This window comes from Ruegeria sp. CDSA241, from assembly GCF_059611265.1.
This window is the reverse complement of record NZ_JBXWPF010000026.1, coordinates 1-20015: the sequence shown is the minus strand read 5'-3', so window position 1 is coordinate 20015 and position 20015 is coordinate 1. Positions and strand designations below refer to the sequence as shown.

20 protein-coding genes and 1 pseudogene are annotated in these 20015 nt (G+C 53.6%); 8 read left to right on the top strand and 13 right to left on the bottom strand.

From position 1 onward, the window contains the following. Nucleotides 1–7 precede the first annotated feature (7 nt). The 6 genes from AC2FJV_RS18855 (at nt 8) to AC2FJV_RS18830 (ending at nt 6082) form a co-directional block, all read left to right on the top strand. Nucleotides 8–409 carry a RidA family protein gene (locus tag AC2FJV_RS18855; RefSeq protein WP_010443810.1) on the top strand — a complete coding sequence of 134 codons (402 nt, stop codon included), beginning with the start codon at nt 8–10 and terminating at the stop codon, nt 407–409. Between the two features lie 32 nt (nt 410–441). Beyond that, nucleotides 442–1209: an alpha/beta fold hydrolase gene (locus AC2FJV_RS18850; RefSeq protein WP_496714338.1), complete on the top strand. Its 768-nt coding sequence runs from the start codon at nt 442–444 to the stop codon at nt 1207–1209. Next, nucleotides 1206–3314: a CoA transferase gene (locus tag AC2FJV_RS18845; RefSeq protein ID WP_496714336.1), complete on the top strand. Its 2109-nt coding sequence runs from the start codon at nt 1206–1208 to the stop codon at nt 3312–3314. The genes AC2FJV_RS18850 and AC2FJV_RS18845 overlap by 4 nt, the downstream gene beginning before the upstream one ends. A 13-nt stretch (nt 3315–3327) precedes the next feature. After that, nucleotides 3328–3930, top strand: coding sequence for an amino acid synthesis family protein (locus AC2FJV_RS18840; protein WP_010443804.1), 603 nt, complete (start codon nt 3328–3330; stop codon nt 3928–3930). A 497-nt stretch (nt 3931–4427) separates the two neighbouring features. Next, nucleotides 4428–5576 carry an AAA family ATPase gene (locus AC2FJV_RS18835; protein ID WP_029622285.1) on the top strand — a complete coding sequence of 383 codons (1149 nt, stop codon included), beginning with the start codon at nt 4428–4430 and terminating at the stop codon, nt 5574–5576. Between the two features lie 92 nt (nt 5577–5668). Then, nucleotides 5669–6082 (top strand): hypothetical protein, encoded by a 414-nt coding sequence (locus AC2FJV_RS18830; protein ID WP_010443801.1) that lies wholly within the window; start codon nt 5669–5671, stop codon nt 6080–6082. A gap of 801 nt (nt 6083–6883) precedes the next feature. Here the strand turns inward: AC2FJV_RS18830 and AC2FJV_RS18825 are convergent. From AC2FJV_RS18825 to AC2FJV_RS18785, 9 genes are all read right to left on the bottom strand, one after another. After that, entirely contained in the window at nt 6884–7330 is a 447-nt protein-coding gene (locus tag AC2FJV_RS18825; RefSeq protein ID WP_010443799.1) for a hypothetical protein, read from the bottom strand. Next, a complete protein-coding gene (locus AC2FJV_RS18820; protein WP_496714333.1) occupies nt 7330–7557 on the bottom strand; it encodes a DUF3955 domain-containing protein in 228 nt (75 codons plus the stop codon). Before AC2FJV_RS18820 ends, AC2FJV_RS18825 begins: the two co-directional genes overlap by 1 nt. Further along, the gene (locus tag AC2FJV_RS18815) at nt 7541–8314 is read right to left on the bottom strand and encodes a hypothetical protein (RefSeq protein ID WP_496714331.1); all 774 of its coding nucleotides are present in this window, start codon (nt 8312–8314) and stop codon (nt 7541–7543) included. The genes AC2FJV_RS18820 and AC2FJV_RS18815 overlap by 17 nt, the downstream gene beginning before the upstream one ends. Nucleotides 8315–8473: 159 nt before the next feature. Then, on the bottom strand, nt 8474–8764 hold the full coding sequence (locus AC2FJV_RS18810) for a hypothetical protein (protein WP_010443792.1): 291 nt from the start codon (nt 8762–8764) through the stop codon (nt 8474–8476). A 147-nt stretch (nt 8765–8911) separates the two neighbouring features. Further along, nucleotides 8912–9472 (bottom strand): DUF805 domain-containing protein, encoded by a 561-nt coding sequence (locus tag AC2FJV_RS18805; RefSeq protein WP_010443791.1) that lies wholly within the window; start codon nt 9470–9472, stop codon nt 8912–8914. Nucleotides 9473–9748: 276 nt separating this feature from the next. Continuing rightward, the gene (locus tag AC2FJV_RS18800) at nt 9749–10483 is read right to left on the bottom strand and encodes a hypothetical protein (protein WP_010443788.1); all 735 of its coding nucleotides are present in this window, start codon (nt 10481–10483) and stop codon (nt 9749–9751) included. 114 nt (nt 10484–10597) lie between these two features. Beyond that, complete coding sequence (locus tag AC2FJV_RS18795; protein ID WP_010443785.1) at nt 10598–10906, bottom strand: hypothetical protein; 309 nt, start codon at nt 10904–10906, stop codon at nt 10598–10600. Between the two features lie 23 nt (nt 10907–10929). Continuing rightward, the gene (locus AC2FJV_RS18790) at nt 10930–11451 is read right to left on the bottom strand and encodes a hypothetical protein (RefSeq protein WP_010443783.1); all 522 of its coding nucleotides are present in this window, start codon (nt 11449–11451) and stop codon (nt 10930–10932) included. A 53-nt stretch (nt 11452–11504) separates the two neighbouring features. Next, nucleotides 11505–12062, bottom strand: coding sequence for a hypothetical protein (locus AC2FJV_RS18785; RefSeq protein ID WP_010443781.1), 558 nt, complete (start codon nt 12060–12062; stop codon nt 11505–11507). Between the two features lie 211 nt (nt 12063–12273). On the opposite strand from AC2FJV_RS18785, the gene AC2FJV_RS18780 reads away from it, so the two are divergent. After that, nucleotides 12274–14652: an autotransporter family protein gene (locus AC2FJV_RS18780; RefSeq protein ID WP_496714328.1), complete on the top strand. Its 2379-nt coding sequence runs from the start codon at nt 12274–12276 to the stop codon at nt 14650–14652. 88 nt (nt 14653–14740) lie between these two features. Here the strand turns inward: AC2FJV_RS18780 and AC2FJV_RS18775 are convergent, their stop codons facing one another. Next, on the bottom strand, nt 14741–15670 hold the full coding sequence (locus AC2FJV_RS18775) for an SdiA-regulated domain-containing protein (RefSeq protein WP_170621295.1): 930 nt from the start codon (nt 15668–15670) through the stop codon (nt 14741–14743). A 169-nt stretch (nt 15671–15839) separates the two neighbouring features. Here AC2FJV_RS18775 and AC2FJV_RS18770 point away from each other — a divergent pair, with 169 nt between their 5' ends. Beyond that, nucleotides 15840–16598, top strand: coding sequence for a hypothetical protein (locus tag AC2FJV_RS18770; RefSeq protein ID WP_170418903.1), 759 nt, complete (start codon nt 15840–15842; stop codon nt 16596–16598). On the opposite strand, the gene AC2FJV_RS18765 is transcribed toward AC2FJV_RS18770, so the two are convergent. The 3 genes and pseudogenes from AC2FJV_RS18765 to AC2FJV_RS18755 all read right to left on the bottom strand — a co-directional run. After that, nucleotides 16599–17540, bottom strand: coding sequence for a metallophosphoesterase family protein (locus tag AC2FJV_RS18765; RefSeq protein ID WP_170621296.1), 942 nt, complete (start codon nt 17538–17540; stop codon nt 16599–16601). Then, entirely contained in the window at nt 17530–18963 is a 1434-nt protein-coding gene (locus AC2FJV_RS18760; protein WP_496714326.1) for a hypothetical protein, read from the bottom strand. The genes AC2FJV_RS18765 and AC2FJV_RS18760 overlap by 11 nt, the downstream gene beginning before the upstream one ends. Nucleotides 18964–19721: 758 nt before the next feature. Then, nucleotides 19722–20015, bottom strand: a pseudogene (locus tag AC2FJV_RS18755) (hypothetical protein); the annotation flags it as partial.

The window sequence follows — 20015 nt, the reverse complement described above, 5'->3', positions numbered from 1 at the left end:
CTTGGAAATGGGTAACAAAAAGCAGGTTATCGGAGGTCCACTGGAAATTGGCGGGCGGGTTCTGTCGCTTTCCCGCGCCATCCGGGCAGGCGATTTCGTTTTTCTGACAGGGCAAATTCCGATGCGAGACGGCATTCCCATGACCGATGGCACCGTCGAAGAGCAGACCCGCGCAGTTTTGGACGACATCACCAAGACACTGGCCGAGGCAGGCTGCACCCGCGAAGATGTCATCAAGGCCATGGTCTGGCTGCGGGAGCGCGACGATTTCCCTGGATTTAACGCCGTCTACGCCGACTATTTTCCAGTTGAGCCTCCAACCCGGTCGGCTGTGGTCAGCGATCTTCTGGTGGATGCCCGCGTTGAGGTCGAAGTTGTGGCCTATCGTCCGCTTGAGGACCAATCCTGATGGGCATAACACCAGACGGAACCCATTTCAAAATGACAGGACCAGAAGATGCGCCTGTTGTGGTGATGATCCATGGGCTGGGCCTGAACCAGGATTGCTGGCAATGGACGATCCCTGCACTGCCTGATCGCTTTCGCGTTCTCACCTATGATTTATTTGGACATGGGCAAAGTGCCCCACCGCCCGAATGCCCCAGCCTTTCAATGTTTTCACGCCAGCTAGAGAGCTTGCTGGACCACTGCGCCATCCAAAACGCGGTTATCGCAGGGTTCTCATTGGGGGGCATGATCGCGCGTCGGTTTGCCCAGGATGTGCCGCAACGGGTTTCAGCTCTGGTGATCCTGCATTCCCCTCACAAACGAACCGACGCCGCACAAAAGGCAATCTTGAAACGGGTGGAACAGGCACGGCTGGACGGACCAAAGGCAACAGTCGAAGCCGCGCTGGACCGATGGTTCACCGATGCGTTCCGCCAATCCAACCCTCGTATGATGAACACGGTTCGTGACTGGGTCATGGCCAATGACAAAGCAATTTACCACACCATCTATCGCGTGCTGGTCGATGGTATCGACGAAATTGTTGCGCCAAGCCCGCCGATTTCTTGCCCTGCGCTGGTGATTACGGGTGATGAGGATTTCGGCAACGGGCCAGAGATGGCGAATGCCATCGCAAGCGAGATTGCGGGGGGCAGTGCACTTATCCTCCCGGGACTGCGGCATATGGCACTTGCCGAAGACCCGGACGCTGTGAACAAGCCACTCCGCAGCTTTCTCAACAATCTGGATCTGAAGCCATGAGCACCCAAATCCTCAAAGGCCTGCGTGTGTTGGATTTGAGCCGGATGCTTTCAGGTCCCTATTGTACAATGCATCTGGCGGATCACGGTGCCGAGGTGATCAAGATCGAAGGCAAACATGGCGACACCAGCCGCGGCAACGGACCGTTCCGTCAAGACGACCCGGATCATGCCTGGGCCGGCTACTTTGTAAGCCTGAACCGCGGCAAGAAAAGCGTGCAGCTTGATCTGAAATCGCCCGAGGGCTGTAGGGCTTTTCGAGATCTTGCGGCAACGGCGGATGTCATGGTCGAGAATTTCCGCCCGGGCGTGATGGATCGCCTTGGCCTGTCTTATGAAAGCCTTGCTGCCGACAACCCCCGGCTCGTCTATGCCGCGATCCGAGGCTTTGGCGACCCGCGCTCAGGCCAAAGCCCCTATGCCAACTGGCCTTCGTACGATGTGGTTGCGCAGGCCATGGGCGGTCTGATGTCCGTCACCGGTCCGAATTCTGACACACCCACCAAGACCGGACCCGGGGTAGGTGACATATTCACCGGCATGATGATGGCTTTCGGCATCATGGCTGCCCTGCGCGAGGCCGAAGCGACTGGCAAAGGGCAGTTTGTGGATGTGGCCATGTATGATGCCATGATCTCGCTTTGCGAACGAATGGTGTATTTGCATGACGTGACAGGAAAGGTGCCCGGACCTGAAGGCAACGGGCATCCCTTCCTTTCCCCGTTTGGCCTCTACCCGGCAGCCGATGGCCACATCGCGCTTGGAATTGTCGACGATGCGTTTTGGCAGCTTTTGACACGGCTGATGGGGCAACCGTCGCTTGGACAAGATGACCGCTTCTCCACAAGGGCGGCCCGGGCCAACCATGCGTCCGAAGTCAACAAAATCGTAAGCGATTGGACCCGACAACGGACTAAGGAGCAATTGACGGCAACACTGGGTGGCCAGGTCCCGTTCGGCCCGATGAACACTATCTCGGACATCACGGCCGACCCTCATGTAGCCAGCCGCGGCATGCTGGCGAAGGTTCCGCATCCGGATGCGGGACATGAACCTTGGACCGTGGCAGCAAACCCGTTGCGGTTCAGTCGGCACCGCCAAGGTGCACTGACGACCCCTCCTGCGCTAGGTGAGCACAATAGCATTCTGGAAGGATTGACCCCACCGGAGTCGACGGAACCCTTAATCGGGAAGGCGCTGCGCGACGCCTTCGGGCGCTTTGCCACCGGTGTGACAGTGGTCACTACCCGGCAGCCGGACGGGACCCCGCGCGGGTTCACGGCGAACTCATTTACCTCCGTTTCTCTCGACCCACCTCTACTCCTGGTTTGTGTCGGTAAGCAGGCCTTGTCCTTTGAAACCTTCCTGCAGGCGGATCATTTCACGGTCAACGTCCTGTCGGACGACCAAAAAGAAATCTCGGGCCTTTTCGCGTCTCAATCAGCCAAAAAATTCGACATTGCAGCCTGGCAACCTGACGCGCGGAACATGCCCACGATAGACGGTGCGCTCGCCCGGTTCAGCTGTGCCCGACACCGTTTGGTCGATGCTGGTGACCATCTGATCCTGATCGGCCGCGTGGAGGATTTCGAAACGCGCGAGGGACATCCGCTGGGCTACTTTCGCGGTGCCTATTTCGATTTGGGGCTCAACAGTGCCCTGACAGAGGCCGCCACTGCAGGTGGTGTGACCGTCGGAGCAGTACTGGCCAACGAAGATCGGGTCCTACTCTCCGTTGACAAAAGCGGGCACATTTCAGTGCCGGTTGCTCCTGCAAATAACAATTCTACAGATGGGCTGATCACTGATCTGTCAAACCGAGATTTGATTGTAGAGCTGGCGCATCCTTATGCGGTTTATCGAATATCCAAAAGCGGGACGCAGCGGATCATCTACCACGGAAGCGTTCATGGGCAGCCCCCTGACGGCATGCAATACTTTGATCTCGGCGACTTGCCGCTGGAACGCGTACGCGACGGGGCTGAAAATTCGATGTTGCGCCGTTACGCAAAGGAAAACAGCCACGGTACATTTGGTTTCTACCACGGAACTGAAGTCGAAGGCGTCGTACACACACCGACCGGGCACCACAGCTATCACGTTTGACAGGAGAAGCAATATGATCCCCGAATTGCGCAAGGTAGTCACCTTTGATGAGGATATTCACACAGAAGGAGGCCGACCTTCGGAACCCGTGTTGCGCATGATCGGCGTGGCAGCGGTGGTCAGAAACCCTTGGGCAGGACGTGGCTTTGTCGATGATCTTTCACCAGAGATTCAGCGCATGGCGCCAGTTCTGGGAGAGATGCTCACCAACAGACTGATCGCTCTGGCGGGATCAGGCGATGCGATAGAAGCCTACGGAAAAGCCTGTATCGCCGGGACAAGTTGTGAGATTGAACATGCCTCCGCGCTTATTCACACCCTGCAGTACGGAAATTATTATCGTGAGGCAGTGGGTGCAAAAAGCTATCTCGGTTTCACAAACACGCGAGGGCCCGCGAACACCCAAATTCAGATCCCGCTGATGGACAAACATGATACCGGGCGGCGGTCGCACTACCTGACCGTCCAGTTTTCAATCTACGACGCGCCGGATGTGGATGAACTTGTTGTGGCTCTGGGGGCATCAACCCGTGGTCGCCCGCACCACCGGATCGGCGACCGATACTCAGACCTCGCTGCCTTGGGAAGGGATGTGGAGAACCCGGCTGGGGTCTAGTTTGTTACGATGATGATGCGTATCAGGTAATTGGCTTGAGGCAAGTTGTTGTCTTCGATGCAGACCAACTCAGCACGAGAGCTGACAATCAACAAATAAGGATTGGGCGCAAAATAGCCAACGACCGCCGCCTCCTTGATGGGGTATTCTGGGTCGGCTAAACCGGAGTCACTTCGCGTTCAGCCGGAAGCGTTTAGAAATGCTCAGACACTCATCATCAGGCAGCGAGCGCCAAACATCGAGTTCGCTCAGGGACACCAACCTCATAAAAAGCGGCTTTACAACTACTACCCACCTCCCTTTTTCTAGTGCGTCTAGCTCATTTGGACAGAAATAACAGCAAGGAAGTTTGTTCCATGCAACTGTGTCAGCCACAGACAAAGCTCTCATTCGCAGCGGCTACATGAAAGCCTTAATCAAAACCTGTTGCGGACATCCTGTGTTTAGTCTGATAGGTCGTCTGTTGATGTGTGATCGCCGGAGCCGGAAAGACTGAAATGCTTGTTACAGTTGCTGTCGCCGGTTATCGATCTCTCCGAAATCTGGTTCTGCCACTTGCTCCCCTGACGGTAATTACCGGTGGCAATGGGGTCGGAAAGTCGTCGCTGTATCGCGCGCTTCGAATGTTGAGCGAGGTGTCACAAGGTAGTGTCATCTCTACACTCGCGTCTGAAGGAGGGTTGGGCTCCACAATGTGGGCGGGGCCTGAAGTGCTGTCTCGAGGGATGAAAACGGGTGAAGTACCCATCACCGGAACGACTCGGAGCAAACCAGTCGGCCTAAAGCTTGGCTTTGCGTCCGAAGACTACGGGTACGCAGTCGAGCTTGGATTGCCAGCAGAAACCTCAGCCTTTTCTAATGATCCTGAGATCAAGTCCGAAGCATTGTGGATCGGCGAGACATTGAGCCGACACAACGCGCTTGCAGAGCGCCGTGGCCCGTGTGTACGGGTACGGTCGGAGTACGGTTCTTGGAACCAGGCGGCCACTACCCTTCCACCGTTTGACAGTATGATGACCCACGCAGCCGATCCGAATAACGCATTAGAGCTGCTGCATTTACGAGACCGTATGCGGAATTGGCGGTTCTATGATCAACTTCGGACTGATCGTGAGGCCCCGGCCAGAAGGCAACAGGTCGGCACCCGAACTCCAATTCTTGCAAGTGACGGCTCGGACCTGGCGGCAGCTATTGAGACAATTCGGGAAATCGGCGATGTGGCAACACTTGAAAAGACCGTCATGGACGCATTTCCGGGAAGTTCAATTGAGGTTCATGCGAAAGATGGGTTATTCAGCCTCACAATGAAACAGCACGGGTTGCTGCGCCCGCTCAGCACTGCGGAATTGTCGGATGGGACCCTGCGATACCTGCTCCTCGTGGCGGCCTTACTGACGCCACGACCTCCTAGCCTGATGGTCCTAAATGAGCCCGAAACAAGCCTGCATCCTGACTTAATCCCACCTCTAGCTCGGTTGATCAAAGAAGCCTCCGCGCGAAGTCAGATCATCGTCGTTTCTCACAACCGAGCGTTAGCCAAAGCTTTGAGCAAGGGTAATGCGCTCACGCATCACCTCGGCAAAGCCACTGGGGAAACCTTTGTCGAAGCGGCGGAACCCATACCTTGGTCGTGGCCCAAACGATAGCCTTTAGGGAAGTGCTAACAACGCGCGCGATTGAGTTGTGCGTTACACGGAATCGCCTTGACCCACACTGACCTCGCGCGCGATATAACCGCATGGTTTCCAAATCTACGGTACAACTTGCCACTATCTTTTATGGCTTGAGTTCATCGATTGTAGTGGCCGAAAAGGTGCATTTTTCTGGACTCTATGTCCCGGAAGGTCTTTCGTGCGCGGAAGGCGCGCGGATTTCGGAGGAATATGGGGACCTTCGTGCCGGATACGTCATCTATGACGACGAGGGGCGCAAATCGGACGACGGGTCTTGTGCTTACGCTCAAGTTCAGGCTCTTCGCGGAACCGCGGTGCAAATCGTTGATCTGGCCTGCTCATTTGACGGTGCAACCTATTCTTACCGCCAGCTCTTAACCCCGCTTGAGAAAAATAGGCTGCTGGTTGTAAACTCACCAGACGAAGAAACCTCCACTTACCAGATCTACACTTTATGCGGATGGGTTCCTGAGAGCTGAATGCGGTAGCGCTCTCCCGGCGACTTCGTGAACTAGTCTTAAAGGAAACTCATCAGGCGGTTGGCCACACTAGATTTAGCAAAAGAATAACGACTGCAAAGGCGACCGCAAGTGTCAGCCGCTGTCTTCCCTTGCTCTTTCCGTCAAGGACACCGGTAAGCTGCATTTACCAATAGGTGGCGTAAAGTAAGGCACCAGAAGCAAGCGCGTGCGCGACATCATAGTTCATAGGTTTTCCGTCATTTGATGATTCCATAAATCTCAATGATGAGTGCAGATTCCCGTTATTTCCATGGCTAAGATGATCTCCGGGCCGTATTCTGCATAACCTAAATCGGTGCAAGGTTAGTTACATCTGGGTCGCCCGTTGAAAAGCCCCTCTATGGCCCACTTATATCCCTGCGGCGTCGCAATCAAAGAATAAGGGCAACGATACTAATAGGGCTCGAACGTAGTAGATGACGTATTCGCTAGGGTAGAACATAAAATGTCGTTTTCTACATTCGTCGTTGCGTTGGTTACAATCGGTTGCGTGCCTGTGAATTCGACAATCCACTAGTATGCTCGCCGACCATCGTTGAGCCGCTCGATATTGCTGGGCGGACCCTGATCCAAAACCACCGACAGGGTGTCCTGTCACGCGCCGCCTTGCCGGACGGAATCTGCACATCCCGCCAGAAGCAGAAAGCTGAAGATCAAGGCTGCGGCAGAGAGTGCTATCTAAGTTTTTCGACAATAGATTTTCCTCTAGCAGACCCGCACAATTGTTCTATTTCGATGCAGGAAGCTGCGCTAGCTGAGTCATTGGTATTCACGCACCGCGAGATCGGCGGCCTCCTTGGGAAGGATGAGGTTCCATCGCCTGTTCGCGATCTCCTCTCTGACCGTCACGGCGCTAACCATCCTGTTCCCAACTCGCAGCTCAAGGTCCTTTCCGATCTTCGCTCTTGTCAGGCCCGCCACGGCGAAAGCAGCGTCTTTGTTTAGCTCGAGCCGAAGGATCACTTGCTCATTGCCGGTCTCTTCGGTGCTCATTTCGCGGACAGCAGCAGGCATTAGAGCAATCGGGCCGATGGAAATCCAGTCAGGAAATCGCTCTACCACGCATACCGGGTAGTCCCCTGGATGTCTTCCACCGCCGAGGTCCAGGCAGTTGTCCTCCTGTACGGCCAGCTGTACACGCGCGCCCGCCCAGAACGCGGCAGTCACCAGCACTACCATCGCCGCGACTAAGGCGAAGAGCCGCATTAACGGTTCCAAAAATAGAGAAACAGCGACGTCAGAAGCATCGCCACTCCACCTAAGGTGAATATCCATCCAAGGCCGAGAAGGAAAAACGCTTCGTGCAGCACTCCGTCCTCGTCAATCTGCACACCTTGCACCCAATAGAGGACCCATAAAGCCGCACCAATGGTCAAAGAGAACAGCGCCGAGATCAGGGTCACTTTCGCGGCGCCCCTAGTTGCACTGATCATATCGATAGTCTCCGAATTCGATCCAACGCTCTGAACCATCTTCAAAAACGAGAAACTCGGAACGGTCCTGGCCCAAGAGAGCGACGATAAAGCCACGCGGCGGCTCTGCATTGCCGAAGTAGCTGTAGGACGTCATTGCGTCCATCGTTTCACCGTTGACTGTAACACGCGCGTCCCAGTCGCTGCCGGTGTCGACAATGGCATATTCGATCTGTCGCTGAGTGCCGCCCCCGCCGCAATAGACTACGCCTTCAGGTGCTTCCGGACGGGAACCTGAACCCGACGAGGCGAGGTTACTACAACTGCGTTTCAACGAACGGATGGCCGCCGAAGACCCCTTCAATTCGAGGATCGCATACGAAATGTCCTGATCGGTCATAGAGAGATTGAGCGTCGCGTTAGCGGCAATCTGATCCAGAACAAACACGTAGTCATTGGCGTCATTGAACTCAATTTCGACGGGGTAATTGTCCACAACCCGGAAGGAACTGTTGGCCCGCTCGGCCTGAAACGCACCGACTTCAGCTGTGCCGTTGCTCATGAAACGAAACGAAAGCCCCTGCTTGTTCACGATGTCTTGGCTGTCTTCATAGCCTGCTGGAGCAAACCGTATGCGGTCGCATTGCAGTTCTAAAGTGATATTGTTCGCCTGAATGAATGCATTAGGGCTTGGGCCTGAACTAAACTGCCAATCTGCCATTGCCGACAATGGAGCAGCGAGCAAAAAGGACGTAAATAATGTGGAAAGCCAGTTCATTTGTGACCTCATTATTGTAGAGAGCGAAACCGGCGGCTGCCGGTGTTCAAATTCGTGAGAGCCGGTTGACTCATCAACCTAGTGCCCAAAGCCACACCCGCTTCACATCTTTTTTCCTCTTGGAATAGGCGGCTCTTTAGACCGCCCGCTTCAAAGAGCTTATCCCTCACCCATGAAGAACACGGACGTGACAGCGCCGGACGGAGTCGTCTCGCAGACCCAGAAATTTTGCGCGCCGGGTACGTTCATGAGCAGGCTAAAGCCATCTTCAAGGCGAGTAACGTCGTTCACTGACGAACCGGTGACACCGACGGTAGAGTTGACATCTGCGACGCAATTGGCGCGCGCGACGGCCTCACCGTCACCAGAGCCGGGTTGCGTCGTCTCGACACAGCCTGCGACAGCCGTTGCAACGAAGACTGCAAGGCCAATTTTTGAATAGTTAGACACTTATTCCCCCCCAAATTTGATTCTGTTGGTTGTTGACAGTCGGAATAGCGAGACCCGTGCAGGCAAACCGTAGATTCTTCCTTAGTATTCTCCCAAACAACTTTACTACGTCCCCGCAAAACCTCTGACCAAGTCTGCGTCATAGCGTCAAACTGGAGCGGGACCGTATGCATTATCGCCTTCTTGTGACGGTCGACTCAGCCACCAGATCATGAGCACTGAGAGTATGAGTTGCAGAATACCGACAACCATCAACCCGGTGACACCGAGGAAAGCCGCTGGACCCCTCAGAGTTTCAGGATCATTCGCGCCTTGCTCGAGCGCAGAGAACACTGCGATGCCACTGAACAGCATGAGCACAGTCGCGATGCTTAGTGCTGCAGGCAAAAGCAAATACCAGCCCGGTCGTCCTGTGTCGTGCAGTCGACGCCATCCAGCAGCCAGCATGGGTATTAGAACGGCAAGCTGAAAAATTGGGGTCAGGACTTGGATGCCTTGTCCGGTTTCGGGATCCGTCCCAAAGATTGATGCGTCGACGATTGCAAAGACGAGGCTTACGAGAACAACAAACAGCACAAACCACCAGTACTCAGACCTCACTGCACGCCCGGAAAAAACAAAGTACTTTCCAAAGCACGTTTTGGTTGCTTGAACAAATCCCATATTTCCGAACTCCTTAGAGCGGCGGCCCGATCTCTCTGAAATCATGGACCCTACTCCACGGCTTAGTCAATCGCCTTGGCACTGCTCCCTCAAAACCGGTGAGTGTCCAAATTCGCCACCTTAGAATCTTCTCTGAAGCAGCGCTCGGTTTCCCTGCTGCGGTAGTACAAAATGCACCTGGTAATCCCGACCCATATCGTGGCCTCCGTGTCACCTCATCATGCTTTTTGAGTGAAGCACGCTTCTGGGGTAAACCAGACGCGAAGACGCACGCACTCTTTCTCGGGCGTCGATACTAAACTGTCAGGTGGGGTCGGCCGGTCAAAATGTGGGCGCGCGCCGCCATTCGGGATCGAGAGCCCGCAACTCTTGCAGGGTCCCCGCGCCATGCGCTGCGCCATAGAGGACAACGACGTTACCCGGAGCGGCATCGATCACGGCTGCCAAGTGCCTGTTACGTGCGTCAATTGTGATCTGCGTGACCCGCGCGGGGTCCGCAGTCGGCAGAACGAAGTCTCTCATGGGCGTCGACAGGTTCTCTTCGCTGATTTCGAGTGGTCCAATCAGCATTTCATAGGCGTCTGCGATTTGTGCTGGTGTCAGATCCACGTTCACATCCTGACCACCGGGGAAGCCAAGGAAAGCCTCGTTGTCCTGTGCAACAAGACCGTCCGACACGTTCTCGGCATAGAAGGCCGGCGAGGGAAGCATGCCCAGCATTGCGCGTATCCTTAGTTTGTCGGCGACGCTGGCCGTGTCGAAGTCGATAAACTCGTAATAGAGGTCCGCTCCATTTAGCTTGAGGCGTTCGACCTCAGCGGCAATACGATCATAGAAAGGCTGCTCGGCGATATGGATCATGGGGATGAAATACAGGCTTCGCTCGCCATTGGTGAAGGTAAAGCGTTTTGCGCCACCTGCAGATCCATCGACAATGAAGTCTTCCTCGGTCAAGGTGCCAATGTCGCCAGGTGGACCCTCGGGTATAGGATCCCCCGCAGCGTTGTTCCCGATCACAGCTGCAGCCAATAGTGAGATGGCAAACGATGTTGACAACTTTTCTCTGAAAGATTCCGTTGCACTCCTCGCAGTGGCCGTGATTCTTGTAATGGTTGCCATTGTTGTGGGGACGCAAGAAAAAATGAATTGGGACGCGGACATGGATGTTTCTTACCTTCGCGGTACGCTGAAAAATGTGTAGCTGTTCGTCTGGGTCAGGATTGGCACACCAGTCTGTGCCATGAGTTCATCCATATCCGTCGAACCGGTTGAACACGCTACAAGATCGGCAGCGTCGTCTAGGAAATCGAGGGTAAAAGCGCTTTCGCCAACGAGGCGGCAATCATCAGCAGCGCTTCTGTAGCCGCGGACGAAGATCAATTCCGGATCAGGTTCGCTTATGGCAACCTCAGGAGTAGTTTCAATGCACCCCGAAACAGCCAGCACCGATGCGATAGTGCCGATATTGAGCATAATCATTTCGAGGTGTCGTTTCAAATACGCTACTCCCACTCTGCGCGCGTGCTGCGCCACACCTTTTCTTCTGCATCCCATACGCTGGCTACGATGCAGGGCGTTGGGTTGATACCTTCACACTGCGAGCCATGCACATCCGCCAGAAGCACCCGGAACGGGCCGATGTTCGCCATCTCCCAACCCTGATTGAGAAGCGAAAACGCACGATCCTCGATCAGGAAATGGGACATGCAACCGCCTGTACCACAATAGAGTGATGCAGCGGTCGAACACGAGAATCCACTTTCGTCCAGCCCCCAGTCCCGCTGGAGGTCTCCGTCCAGATCCACGCGGCGAACCGCACCGAACTCCAGGGCGAACTGTCCGTTCTCGAATTCAGAACAAGCCCTTTGGGCGGCTTCGACCTTTTCGGCCAACCGCGCCGGCAGCGCAGACCAATCTTGTGCAATTGCTGGACCAGTGTTGAATGCCGTCAAGATTGCACAGAGAAAGAACGCCCATTTCCGGGCATCGTCGCGGTTGCTCTTTCTGGCTATCTTAGTCTCCATTTTCGATTCTCCATCATGTACCTAAGGTTCCGCTGCATGGTTCGCCGGTGTTGTCACCGAATTCGATTTAGTTTCGTCACCATCACTGAAGACAAGGAATTTCGACCGTTCTTCGCCAAACAGCCCGAACTGGAACCCTGTCGGCGGCTGTGATCGAAAAAGCTGTGCGACGTCATCGCGCGAATGGTATCGCCATCAAAAGCAACGCTTACACTCCAAGGGTCGTCTGGCTCTCTCACGAAAGCGTTGTCGATGACCTTCTCTGCGGCACCATTTCCGCAGCAGACTATGCCTTCAGACGCTTCCATGATCCGAGATTTCGACACGCCGGAGTTGCAGGCTAAGCGCTGGGAATTGACCGCCGTGGACGAGCCTTTGAGCGTGGCGAAACCGATATCCAGTCCAACTTTCCGCACTTCCACCTTGGGGCTCCTTTCCCTGCAGAAGAGTACATCTGCAGTTCGCCGCGACGCGTGACAGTTGGGAGCAAACATCATCCGCGCAATCCATAATTCGAACACTGGCATTCGACAACTCGCTGCACTTTGCTTGAACGGCCGCTTTAAGCGCTTCGTCGCAGCAGACGGACGTAACTGGTGTGCTTTCTGCATGCGCGAATACTCCGGGCAGAGTTCTTGCAGTTTCGTGAGTAAATTCTATCGCGAGGCGAATAATCTTCAAGCGGCACTGTTGCACCGCGGCCCCCCATCAAAAACCATTTGCCATAGCGGTCTTTCATTCGAATATTTTTTTGTGCTCAAATATTCTCCGGATGATCGCAAAAGGTTGTGGCCGCGTTTGTGAAGTTAGTGGGGAGAGCTTATGGAAACAAAGGATCGAGTTCAGGCAAGCGTAGCGCCGTACGTTGATCGCGCACTTTTCACTAAGCTCACACTCGGAGCCTTGGCGTACTTCTTACTGCCCGGCATTGCCCAGGCCCAAAGTTCGCAATCTTGCGTCGAAGTTGGTGCTCCCCGTGACGAATACACTGCTGGAACAGAGACCATTCTTAGCGGGCAGACGATATCTTCTACTGTGAAAACCTGCCTGCCAATTCCAAACGGACCCATCACGGCGCTTCTGATTGGTAATTCTTCCATAACGCCTTCTGGGGAAATTGAGCTTTATGTCCCGGGGCAGAGTCAAAATCCAGACAGAGCATCGGTACTGACTTTGTTGAACGTCGATGTAGCGGCTGGGAGCGGCGACTTTGTTTCACGGGAGGCCTTGACGACGCAAATCAACGGCACACTACGAGTCAATATTGTAGGGACTTCGATTGGATCAGGACGATCCATGACATTTGCACCTGCAAACGGTGGCGATGTTGATCCTACAGAGGTTTACTTCCAGTCAGATACTCCATTGACCTACGATGATTTGACAGTCACTAACGCGACAGAAATCGCTTTTGGTGTGCTCAATATTCAGACAAGAGTTGCTGAAGCGTCTGATTTTACTCTGACCAACAGTTCGATGTCGGCCACTAGCGATATGGTGATAGGTGGCGGCACAACGCTACGACTCGATGCATCCAGCAGTCTGACCACGGTCGATTTTGATAACTTTGGTACTCTGGCCGGCAACGGCACCGTGAACGCATTCAATTTCAACGTGAGAAATGGCGCTGTTCTTTCACCGGGCTCCTCGATTGGGACGTTGAATATTAATAGTGCAATTTCCTTCGCTGCGGGGTCGACGATTTTGTCGGAAGTCGACCCCGCAGCGGCACAAAAAGCGGATCTGGTTTCGTCAACAGACGCAGTCACTGGTATCAACAACGCCACCATACAAGTCGAAGCCGCTCGTCCAGGCTTGACTGCGCAGGACTATGCTGCTGGCAACGACTACACGGTTTTTCAAGCCTCGCGTTTCGATGGAAACTCCCCAACTCTTGTTGCCGGAGGATCTCTGCCCGCCCTATCCAGTCTGAGTATCTCAAACACGCCAACCGCAGACGGTAGAATTGATATTGCGTTTTCGACCCTCCCCGTTTCGAGTTTACCGCAACATCCATCAGTTGTTGGATCTCCCAATGCAAGCAACCTTGCTGGTGCGGTGGCCAACACCACAAACACGTCTCCAGGAACCAACCTGACCAACGGCACAACCTTGGGCAATGCCGTTAACACGCTTACCAATTCAGGTTTGGCTGGGTTTAATAGTGTGCACGCAGAACCATATTCCTCCAATTTGACCGTTGGTCTGGAGCAACTTGACCTGATAACCAACACCGTGCTGAGCCACGCTGACTGCCGCAAGTATCAAGCGGTCGGCTTCAGCAATGAGGATCAACCTATTGCATCGGGAGACATCGACTCGGCCCAGAGCCCTAGTGGCGCAATAGACTGCTCTGATCGGCGCTGGTGGATCGACACGGCCTATGTGAGCGGGGACGTTGATGGAAGCAACGGCCTTGGGACATTCGACTATTCGCTGGGCACCATTCTGGTCGGAGCGGATGTCGCAAGCACCGATAGAGGTGTGGTCGGCGTGTACGCAGGTTTTGGGACATCCTCCATGGATGAACACGATCAAGTCGATCAGGACTTTTCGACCGACAGCTATCATGTGGGCGTCTATGGGCGTACAACAACAGGAACCTGGGAGTTTTCCGGGCTGATCGGTTACATGTTCGGTGAAACTGACGCCAAACGGACTAACCCTTCTGTTGATGGCTTTACAGGAGGCGAGGCTAAATCGGAATTGGACCAAGAGGGAATCCACGCCGGTATCCAGGCACGGAAGTTGTTTAACCTGGACAGCGGTGCAAGGGTTTCTACGGTTTTTGGATTGAACTACGGGCGTATTCAACAAGGTTCAGGCACAGAGACTGGCGGTGGTGACTTCAACTACTCGATTGAAAAAGCGAATGCAGAGTCTCTGGTCGCTTCCATTGGGTTTGACTACCAACGGGACTTCTTGACAGAGAATGGTTTGCTAACCCCAATCGCCTTTGCTCGTTACGAGTATGACTTCTTTGCCAACAAGGATAGTGAGCACGAAATCACTGTCACGAGCCCGATATTTGGCACGTTCACACAAGTCGGACAAAACCGAGGTGCAAATGGTTTCGTTCTTGGTCTGGGGCTAGGGTATCAGATTTCTGATCTGGCCAGACTGACGGCAGGATATGGTTATTCAGTTCGCTCCAACGGCCAAGAGCACGGCCTCGGTGCAAACTTAAGTGTTCGGTTCTGATTAGGGCGGACCAACGAAGAGGAGTGGTAAGCTAGCAGCAACAACTTGCGGAAGCTATTGTGGCGATGTGAGCTTCATTCCCTAGCGATCAAAATTTGGGGATATTAAAAACATAGAGCCGCGATTTCTTGGCGTCGTCTGTCAGGATGTAGAGAAGCCCTCTGGTCTCATCGAGAGCGATCCCTTCGGGATGTTTAACTTCCTTTTGTTTTCCATCTTCTGTGAACGTCAAACTGATAGACTTCACTGACTTGGATTTTGGATTGTAGACGAAGATCTGACGGCTTTTGTCACTCACAATCCAAAGAGAACGTGAGGACCGGGACCATGCCAGGCCGCTCAAATCCAGTTCATCGTCCCCTACGCGATCAGACATAAAACCAGCCTCGCGATCCAAAGGGATGATTTCCTCAATATCAGTCAGCTCTGGTGACAATACCAACAACAGCCGCGGCTGACCTTCGATAACCACGAATACTCGGCCGGTGTCCGGATCGACGGTGATGCCCTCAGGTCCCTTATTCAATGGATTGCCGACGAGCAATTCAGCGGCGTCCGAGTAGCCTTTGAGAGATGTGAGAGGGATTGTAGTTAGTTGAATGGGGTCTGTCGGGTGAACGACTAGAATTGATCGATCAGTTTCCTGAAGTACTAAAACAGACCCATCTTTTCGTGATGCGACGCCCTCCAGATCTGATCCCGCCAATGAAGGCAGCTTGAAAGAGTTTCCTAACACCCCGTCGGTTCCAAGTAGGTGCAGTCCAGGTTCAGCGTCGCTTACGGACCACAAGAAGCCTTCAGCGTTGGACAAAGACAATCCGGAAGGCTCTGAGAAGCCTTCCGATTTATCTGCCACCTTGAATGAGGCGATGAGAGTCAAACCGGGGTTGTCGGCGTGGGCGAGCTCAATCCAAGCCAGAAATGCAATAGTAGCGCTTGCAAAAGAAGCCAGTGTCCTAAGCTTGGGGAAGCGCCGTGAAAAGCCAATTTTCGACCGAAGCAGCTTGTGTTCTGACATTGGATATTCTCGCGCTTGGACCACATCCCTGTATCAGCGTTCGTACCACAGTCCGGATGCGATGTCCGGAGAATGCACGGTAATCTCTTTACCTGATCGCGCCTGTTGCGATTGAATTGGACAAGATGGCGGAACGCAATCTGCCAGAGCAAGCAGGAAGGAAGTTAAGTTGAACAAGACTTTCCCACTCATGGCCGCGCTATTGATGGTGCTGTTGCCAGGCGCTGCGGTAACACAAATCGACCCCGCGACCATGTTGGCCGGTACTACGGAGTCGGAAATACTTATCGAACGACGTTGGTTACAGTTTCGGGGCAAACAGGAACTGTATTTCTTCACTCTCGACGTCATCGTAACTGTCATACTGACTGGACTAATCGTCTATCACCCCGTGAGGCGGAGAGCCCGCAGAAGTGTCAGTGATATCGTCATGCCGCGACTGTTCTTCCTATACGCGCTTGTTGGCATGGCGGTTGGGTTTCTGGTCGTACAGCACGGATCGATGATCGGGTTCGTGATATTTGGAATAGGAGCTCTGCTGCGGTTCCGGTCAAATATGGATGACCCGGTCGACACGGTGGAAATGATCATAGTCACCGTGCTTGGGCTGGCGGTAGGGCTGGGCTTGCCCTTGATGGCCACGCTGGTGGCGGTTGTTTGTTGGTGTTTCATTTGGCTTGGTGGACGCAACAAGGGTGTTGAAATTTCCCTCAAGGCCTCAGACGAAGAGCACTCATTAAAAGTCAGCGGAGCCATTGAAGCCATGGCCGCAGACGCTGGCTGGAAGCTGGTCAGAAAACACCACGTTCCGGGCAAATCTCGTGTTTCATTGCTTTTCATCACCTCGGGTGGACTTTCGGAAGCCCGGATCGAAGAGATGATAAACGATCTGGTCCCTGAAAAAGTTGAGCTGAAACTCAACTTCTAGTCATTTCACAAGGTCCAAGCGTTTCAATACCGCATTCGGGGATCTGATCTCTTTTGGGAGCGACTTGAAGTTAACCGACCTTTCGAAATCAGGCCCTCGATATACTGCTATCCCAAACTCTCCGTTCGACTGGAACGTAACATGCGTGAAGCTGTGAGGTGATCTGGCGCTATCGCCAATAAGCCGCCGCGGGCCACCGCCCAAACAAGCCTGTGAAACATAAGCCACACCGCCTTTCCAACCCGGATAGAAGGCATGATGGTGGCCTGACAGATGCAGAACAACACCGCTTTCCAGATAGATTTTCTCAAGTGTCGGGTCACCGATGATTTCGCGTTCGCGCTGGATCGCGAAAGGCCAAAGTGGGAGGTGACTGAAAGTGACAATCGGGTCTCCATCTGAACCCAGTTCCTTTAGCCGGTCCTGCTGGTCGCCGGATAGCGGCCCTAGGGTTGTTGCATCCAAAGACGCAAATGTTACACCCTGCATCTCAAATGCGTAGAAGAACGGGTAGTCATCCGAAATCAGGAAATCGACGTCTGGCTTTCTCGGTGTCCATTGCTCTGCATATATTTTTCTTTCACGCTCGAACCCTCGGTAAGCAGAGGCATCGTGGTTCCCAGGCGTGACCGCAAATGGAATTCCGGCGGCCTCTAAAGGATCTGATACGGCTTCGTGAAAGGCATTCCACATCTCCCTGACTTGTTTGTCTGACAAGTTGGGAATGCGCTGTCCCGCGACCATATCGCCCGTCGAAATCACCAAATCGGGATCAATCTCGATTATCCGTTCAATCGCCGTATCGACCCGAGGCGCATACTTTACCGAACCGTAACTGCCGTTCAGGTCCGATATGACGATGACGTCCAATGCCGCCGCTTTGCAGGCGATTAGAGCGGTCCAAATGAACGCCGCAAAAAGCGTAGAAAGCCTACGGGTCATTACAATCCACTGTCTCTACCTCGGTGTTGTTTCTCAAAAAGAATGCGACAGGATCCAAGTCGAACATCAAATCACCATTAGAACAATTGTCCTGGAGAATGGACGTTGCCAACTCGGTGTTTTTTACAACCTGTGCAATCTGCCTATCTGACAACCCAAGGCTTCGCGACAACCAGCCGTAGACGGGACCTTGAGATTGAAGATCATTATTCAAAGCGACCAAGCGCCGGTACGTGCTTGGAGAGAAGTGCCGCATTTTCTCCAGCATTTGAGTGGATTTCGCGAAGTTGGCATACTCGACCCGCCCACCAGCATCGTTGTCGTTTAGATTGCTGCGACGGATCAATAATGCTTCGGCGGGAATATCTCCATCGTTTGGCTCATGGTGTTTGGCTTTCTTGTGCTTCAGCTTTCCGTCTTCGACCCAATACCAATAGGGTGTGAAGTCTATGTTTCCTACGCGGTCCTGCTGGCTAAAGATAAAGTCGAGGAGAACAATCTCGGTCAGTTCTTGCATCCAAAATGCCATCTGTTGGTCACTGACATCGGGACCGAGATCCTTGTTGATCATCCGGTCTTTTCGGCCTTCTTTCACGCCCTCTGCAATGGCCTCTAGCAAGGGTTTTGAAGATCGCAAAGCCAAGAAAGCGGGGGTTTCCTGAAAATCGCGGTTCTGACCTTTCCCCCAACCAGATTTGCGGGTGCCGTTGATTTCCGAGCCGTATCGATGCCCGGGACTGTCAAGCAGTACACCGTAAATTTGCGTTCGATCCGAGGTGAACAGATCATCGGTGGGTTGGTATGAATTTGGGTCGGAATCCGCAGCTGCGAAGACCCGCCAGCCTTCATGGTTCATGCGCCCGCCATGAGAGCCACCAGAAATCGCAAGGCCAGGTTCGGCAACCTCGGAAAAATGCGCCTGGGCGTCCATGCTGCGCCAAACAGCGACTGGAACTTTTACAGTCGTGTCGAAATATCTGGAGAAATGATAGTAAAGCAGCGACGAGGTGGAAAAGGTTCCGCTGGTGCCCTTTTGGTTCATGGTGGATTTGAATTTGGCCACCCTGTCCTTGGCCAGATCTTTCGCCGCCTTCCCCTCTTTGCAAGCGTTTCTCTCGAACTCAGAACGGTTCCCCGCGTAGGGCCCTTCCGAAATATCGTAGACGGCCATTCCTGGGCTGGTGCTCCAGGTTTTTGGGCAAATAGCGATACCGGGTGCATAGAAATCGATCTCGCAATAGGCTGTTTCTTCCTCAAGATCGCTTTTCTTATACTCGCCCGTAGGAGTTTTTTCGATCCGAATACAGCGTTCAGTAACGCCGTTGGGACTCTCAAATGTCGTGGCTTCACCAAGAACATCGTCGTTCGCCCACAAGACGGTGGGTGCAATGAAAGCAAGTGACCCCAGAAGATTGAACTTCATTTGGATAGTCCTTCTGATATCATTTGGGACAAATCGCTGCCTGTTGTTCGGCGGAGATCTTCAAATTGGGGTCAACACTGAAGTTGGCGAATTTTGAGTCAATCCACTGGTCACACCCGCCTGAACACGGGGCCCCGTTTCGGGCATCATTCCAATATTCCTTGGCCCTGCCTTCCGTCCAACCGCAAAACTGAACGAGTGCCATTGCCGACAATGCCCCCGAAGAATGAACGCCCCACATGCAGTGCACCAAGACAGGGCCTTTTCCGGGGTTTTCAATCACCTCGTGTATGGACGCCATGACAGCATCGGGTCGGGAGGATCTGGCACTTTGATAGTCAAAGGATCCGCTTCCACAACTGGTGCGACCGTATTCAGTGTTTTTGCCAAAGTCCGCATAAAACCCGGTTGAAAACCCTTCACTGCACAGAGTTTTGCGTTGACCGTTACTTAGGCCCGTTCGGTCCTTGTCACCGCCTTTGAAACCGGATCGATACAAGACTCCGCTTAAGACTGGTCGAAAGAAAGCGACGCCATCAACACCTCCGTCGCCACCCTTTGAAAGCATTTGACTGTTGCTTGGGCCACCGTTTCGACTGGTTACGTCAGAATTCGCCGCGGTTGCCAGAACACCAATGAATATGAGGGACGTCAAAAACCGCATGCCAGCTCCTTTCTATTTGTCAGCCTGTTATGCTCAAACTCTTCCCACTTGGCGGGGCCAGAACATCCTAAAACAACGCGATGGGATCAAACAGTTAGACATCCAATGTGTGTTCTTTTTCCCAACGCGACAAGTGGTTTGTAAAAGACATCCACTCCTGCTTCTTCATCTTCAGGTAAGCGGCCGAGAATTCCTCGCCCATAGCAGCCTTCAACCCTGCATCCTTGTCATATTCGCGCAGCGCGTCCAGCATGTTCAGCGGCAGCTTGGGCGCATCGGTGACAGTGTGCCCTTCGGCATACATGTCGATAGGTTCTGTCGCAAACTTTTTAGATGGCAAAGCATCAGTGGATTTGGCGAGCAGTTTATCCCGCCATTTGGATGAACT

Coding starts and splice junctions, on each gene's coding strand:
- AC2FJV_RS18815 (WP_496714331.1), bottom strand. CDS start 8,314: ATGAACTGGCTTTCCACATTATTTACGTCCTTTTTGCTCGCTGCTCCA.
- AC2FJV_RS18790 (WP_010443783.1), bottom strand. CDS start 11,451: ATGGAGACTAAGATAGCCAGAAAGAGCAACCGCGACGATGCCCGGAAA.
- AC2FJV_RS18805 (WP_010443791.1), bottom strand. CDS start 9,472: ATGATTTCAGAGAGATCGGGCCGCCGCTCTAAGGAGTTCGGAAATATG.
- AC2FJV_RS18830 (WP_010443801.1), top strand. CDS start 5,669: ATGGTTTCCAAATCTACGGTACAACTTGCCACTATCTTTTATGGCTTG.
- AC2FJV_RS18850 (WP_496714338.1), top strand. CDS start 442: ATGACAGGACCAGAAGATGCGCCTGTTGTGGTGATGATCCATGGGCTG.
- AC2FJV_RS18785 (WP_010443781.1), bottom strand. CDS start 12,062: ATGCAGAAAGCACACCAGTTACGTCCGTCTGCTGCGACGAAGCGCTTA.
- AC2FJV_RS18835 (WP_029622285.1), top strand. CDS start 4,428: ATGCTTGTTACAGTTGCTGTCGCCGGTTATCGATCTCTCCGAAATCTG.
- AC2FJV_RS18760 (WP_496714326.1), bottom strand. CDS start 18,963: ATGAAGTTCAATCTTCTGGGGTCACTTGCTTTCATTGCACCCACCGTC.
- AC2FJV_RS18775 (WP_170621295.1), bottom strand. CDS start 15,670: ATGTCAGAACACAAGCTGCTTCGGTCGAAAATTGGCTTTTCACGGCGC.
- AC2FJV_RS18855 (WP_010443810.1), top strand. CDS start 8: ATGGGTAACAAAAAGCAGGTTATCGGAGGTCCACTGGAAATTGGCGGG.
- AC2FJV_RS18780 (WP_496714328.1), top strand. CDS start 12,274: ATGGAAACAAAGGATCGAGTTCAGGCAAGCGTAGCGCCGTACGTTGAT.
- AC2FJV_RS18825 (WP_010443799.1), bottom strand. CDS start 7,330: ATGCGGCTCTTCGCCTTAGTCGCGGCGATGGTAGTGCTGGTGACTGCC.
- AC2FJV_RS18795 (WP_010443785.1), bottom strand. CDS start 10,906: ATGATTATGCTCAATATCGGCACTATCGCATCGGTGCTGGCTGTTTCG.
- AC2FJV_RS18820 (WP_496714333.1), bottom strand. CDS start 7,557: ATGATCAGTGCAACTAGGGGCGCCGCGAAAGTGACCCTGATCTCGGCG.
- AC2FJV_RS18765 (WP_170621296.1), bottom strand. CDS start 17,540: ATGACCCGTAGGCTTTCTACGCTTTTTGCGGCGTTCATTTGGACCGCT.
- AC2FJV_RS18840 (WP_010443804.1), top strand. CDS start 3,328: ATGATCCCCGAATTGCGCAAGGTAGTCACCTTTGATGAGGATATTCAC.
- AC2FJV_RS18845 (WP_496714336.1), top strand. CDS start 1,206: ATGAGCACCCAAATCCTCAAAGGCCTGCGTGTGTTGGATTTGAGCCGG.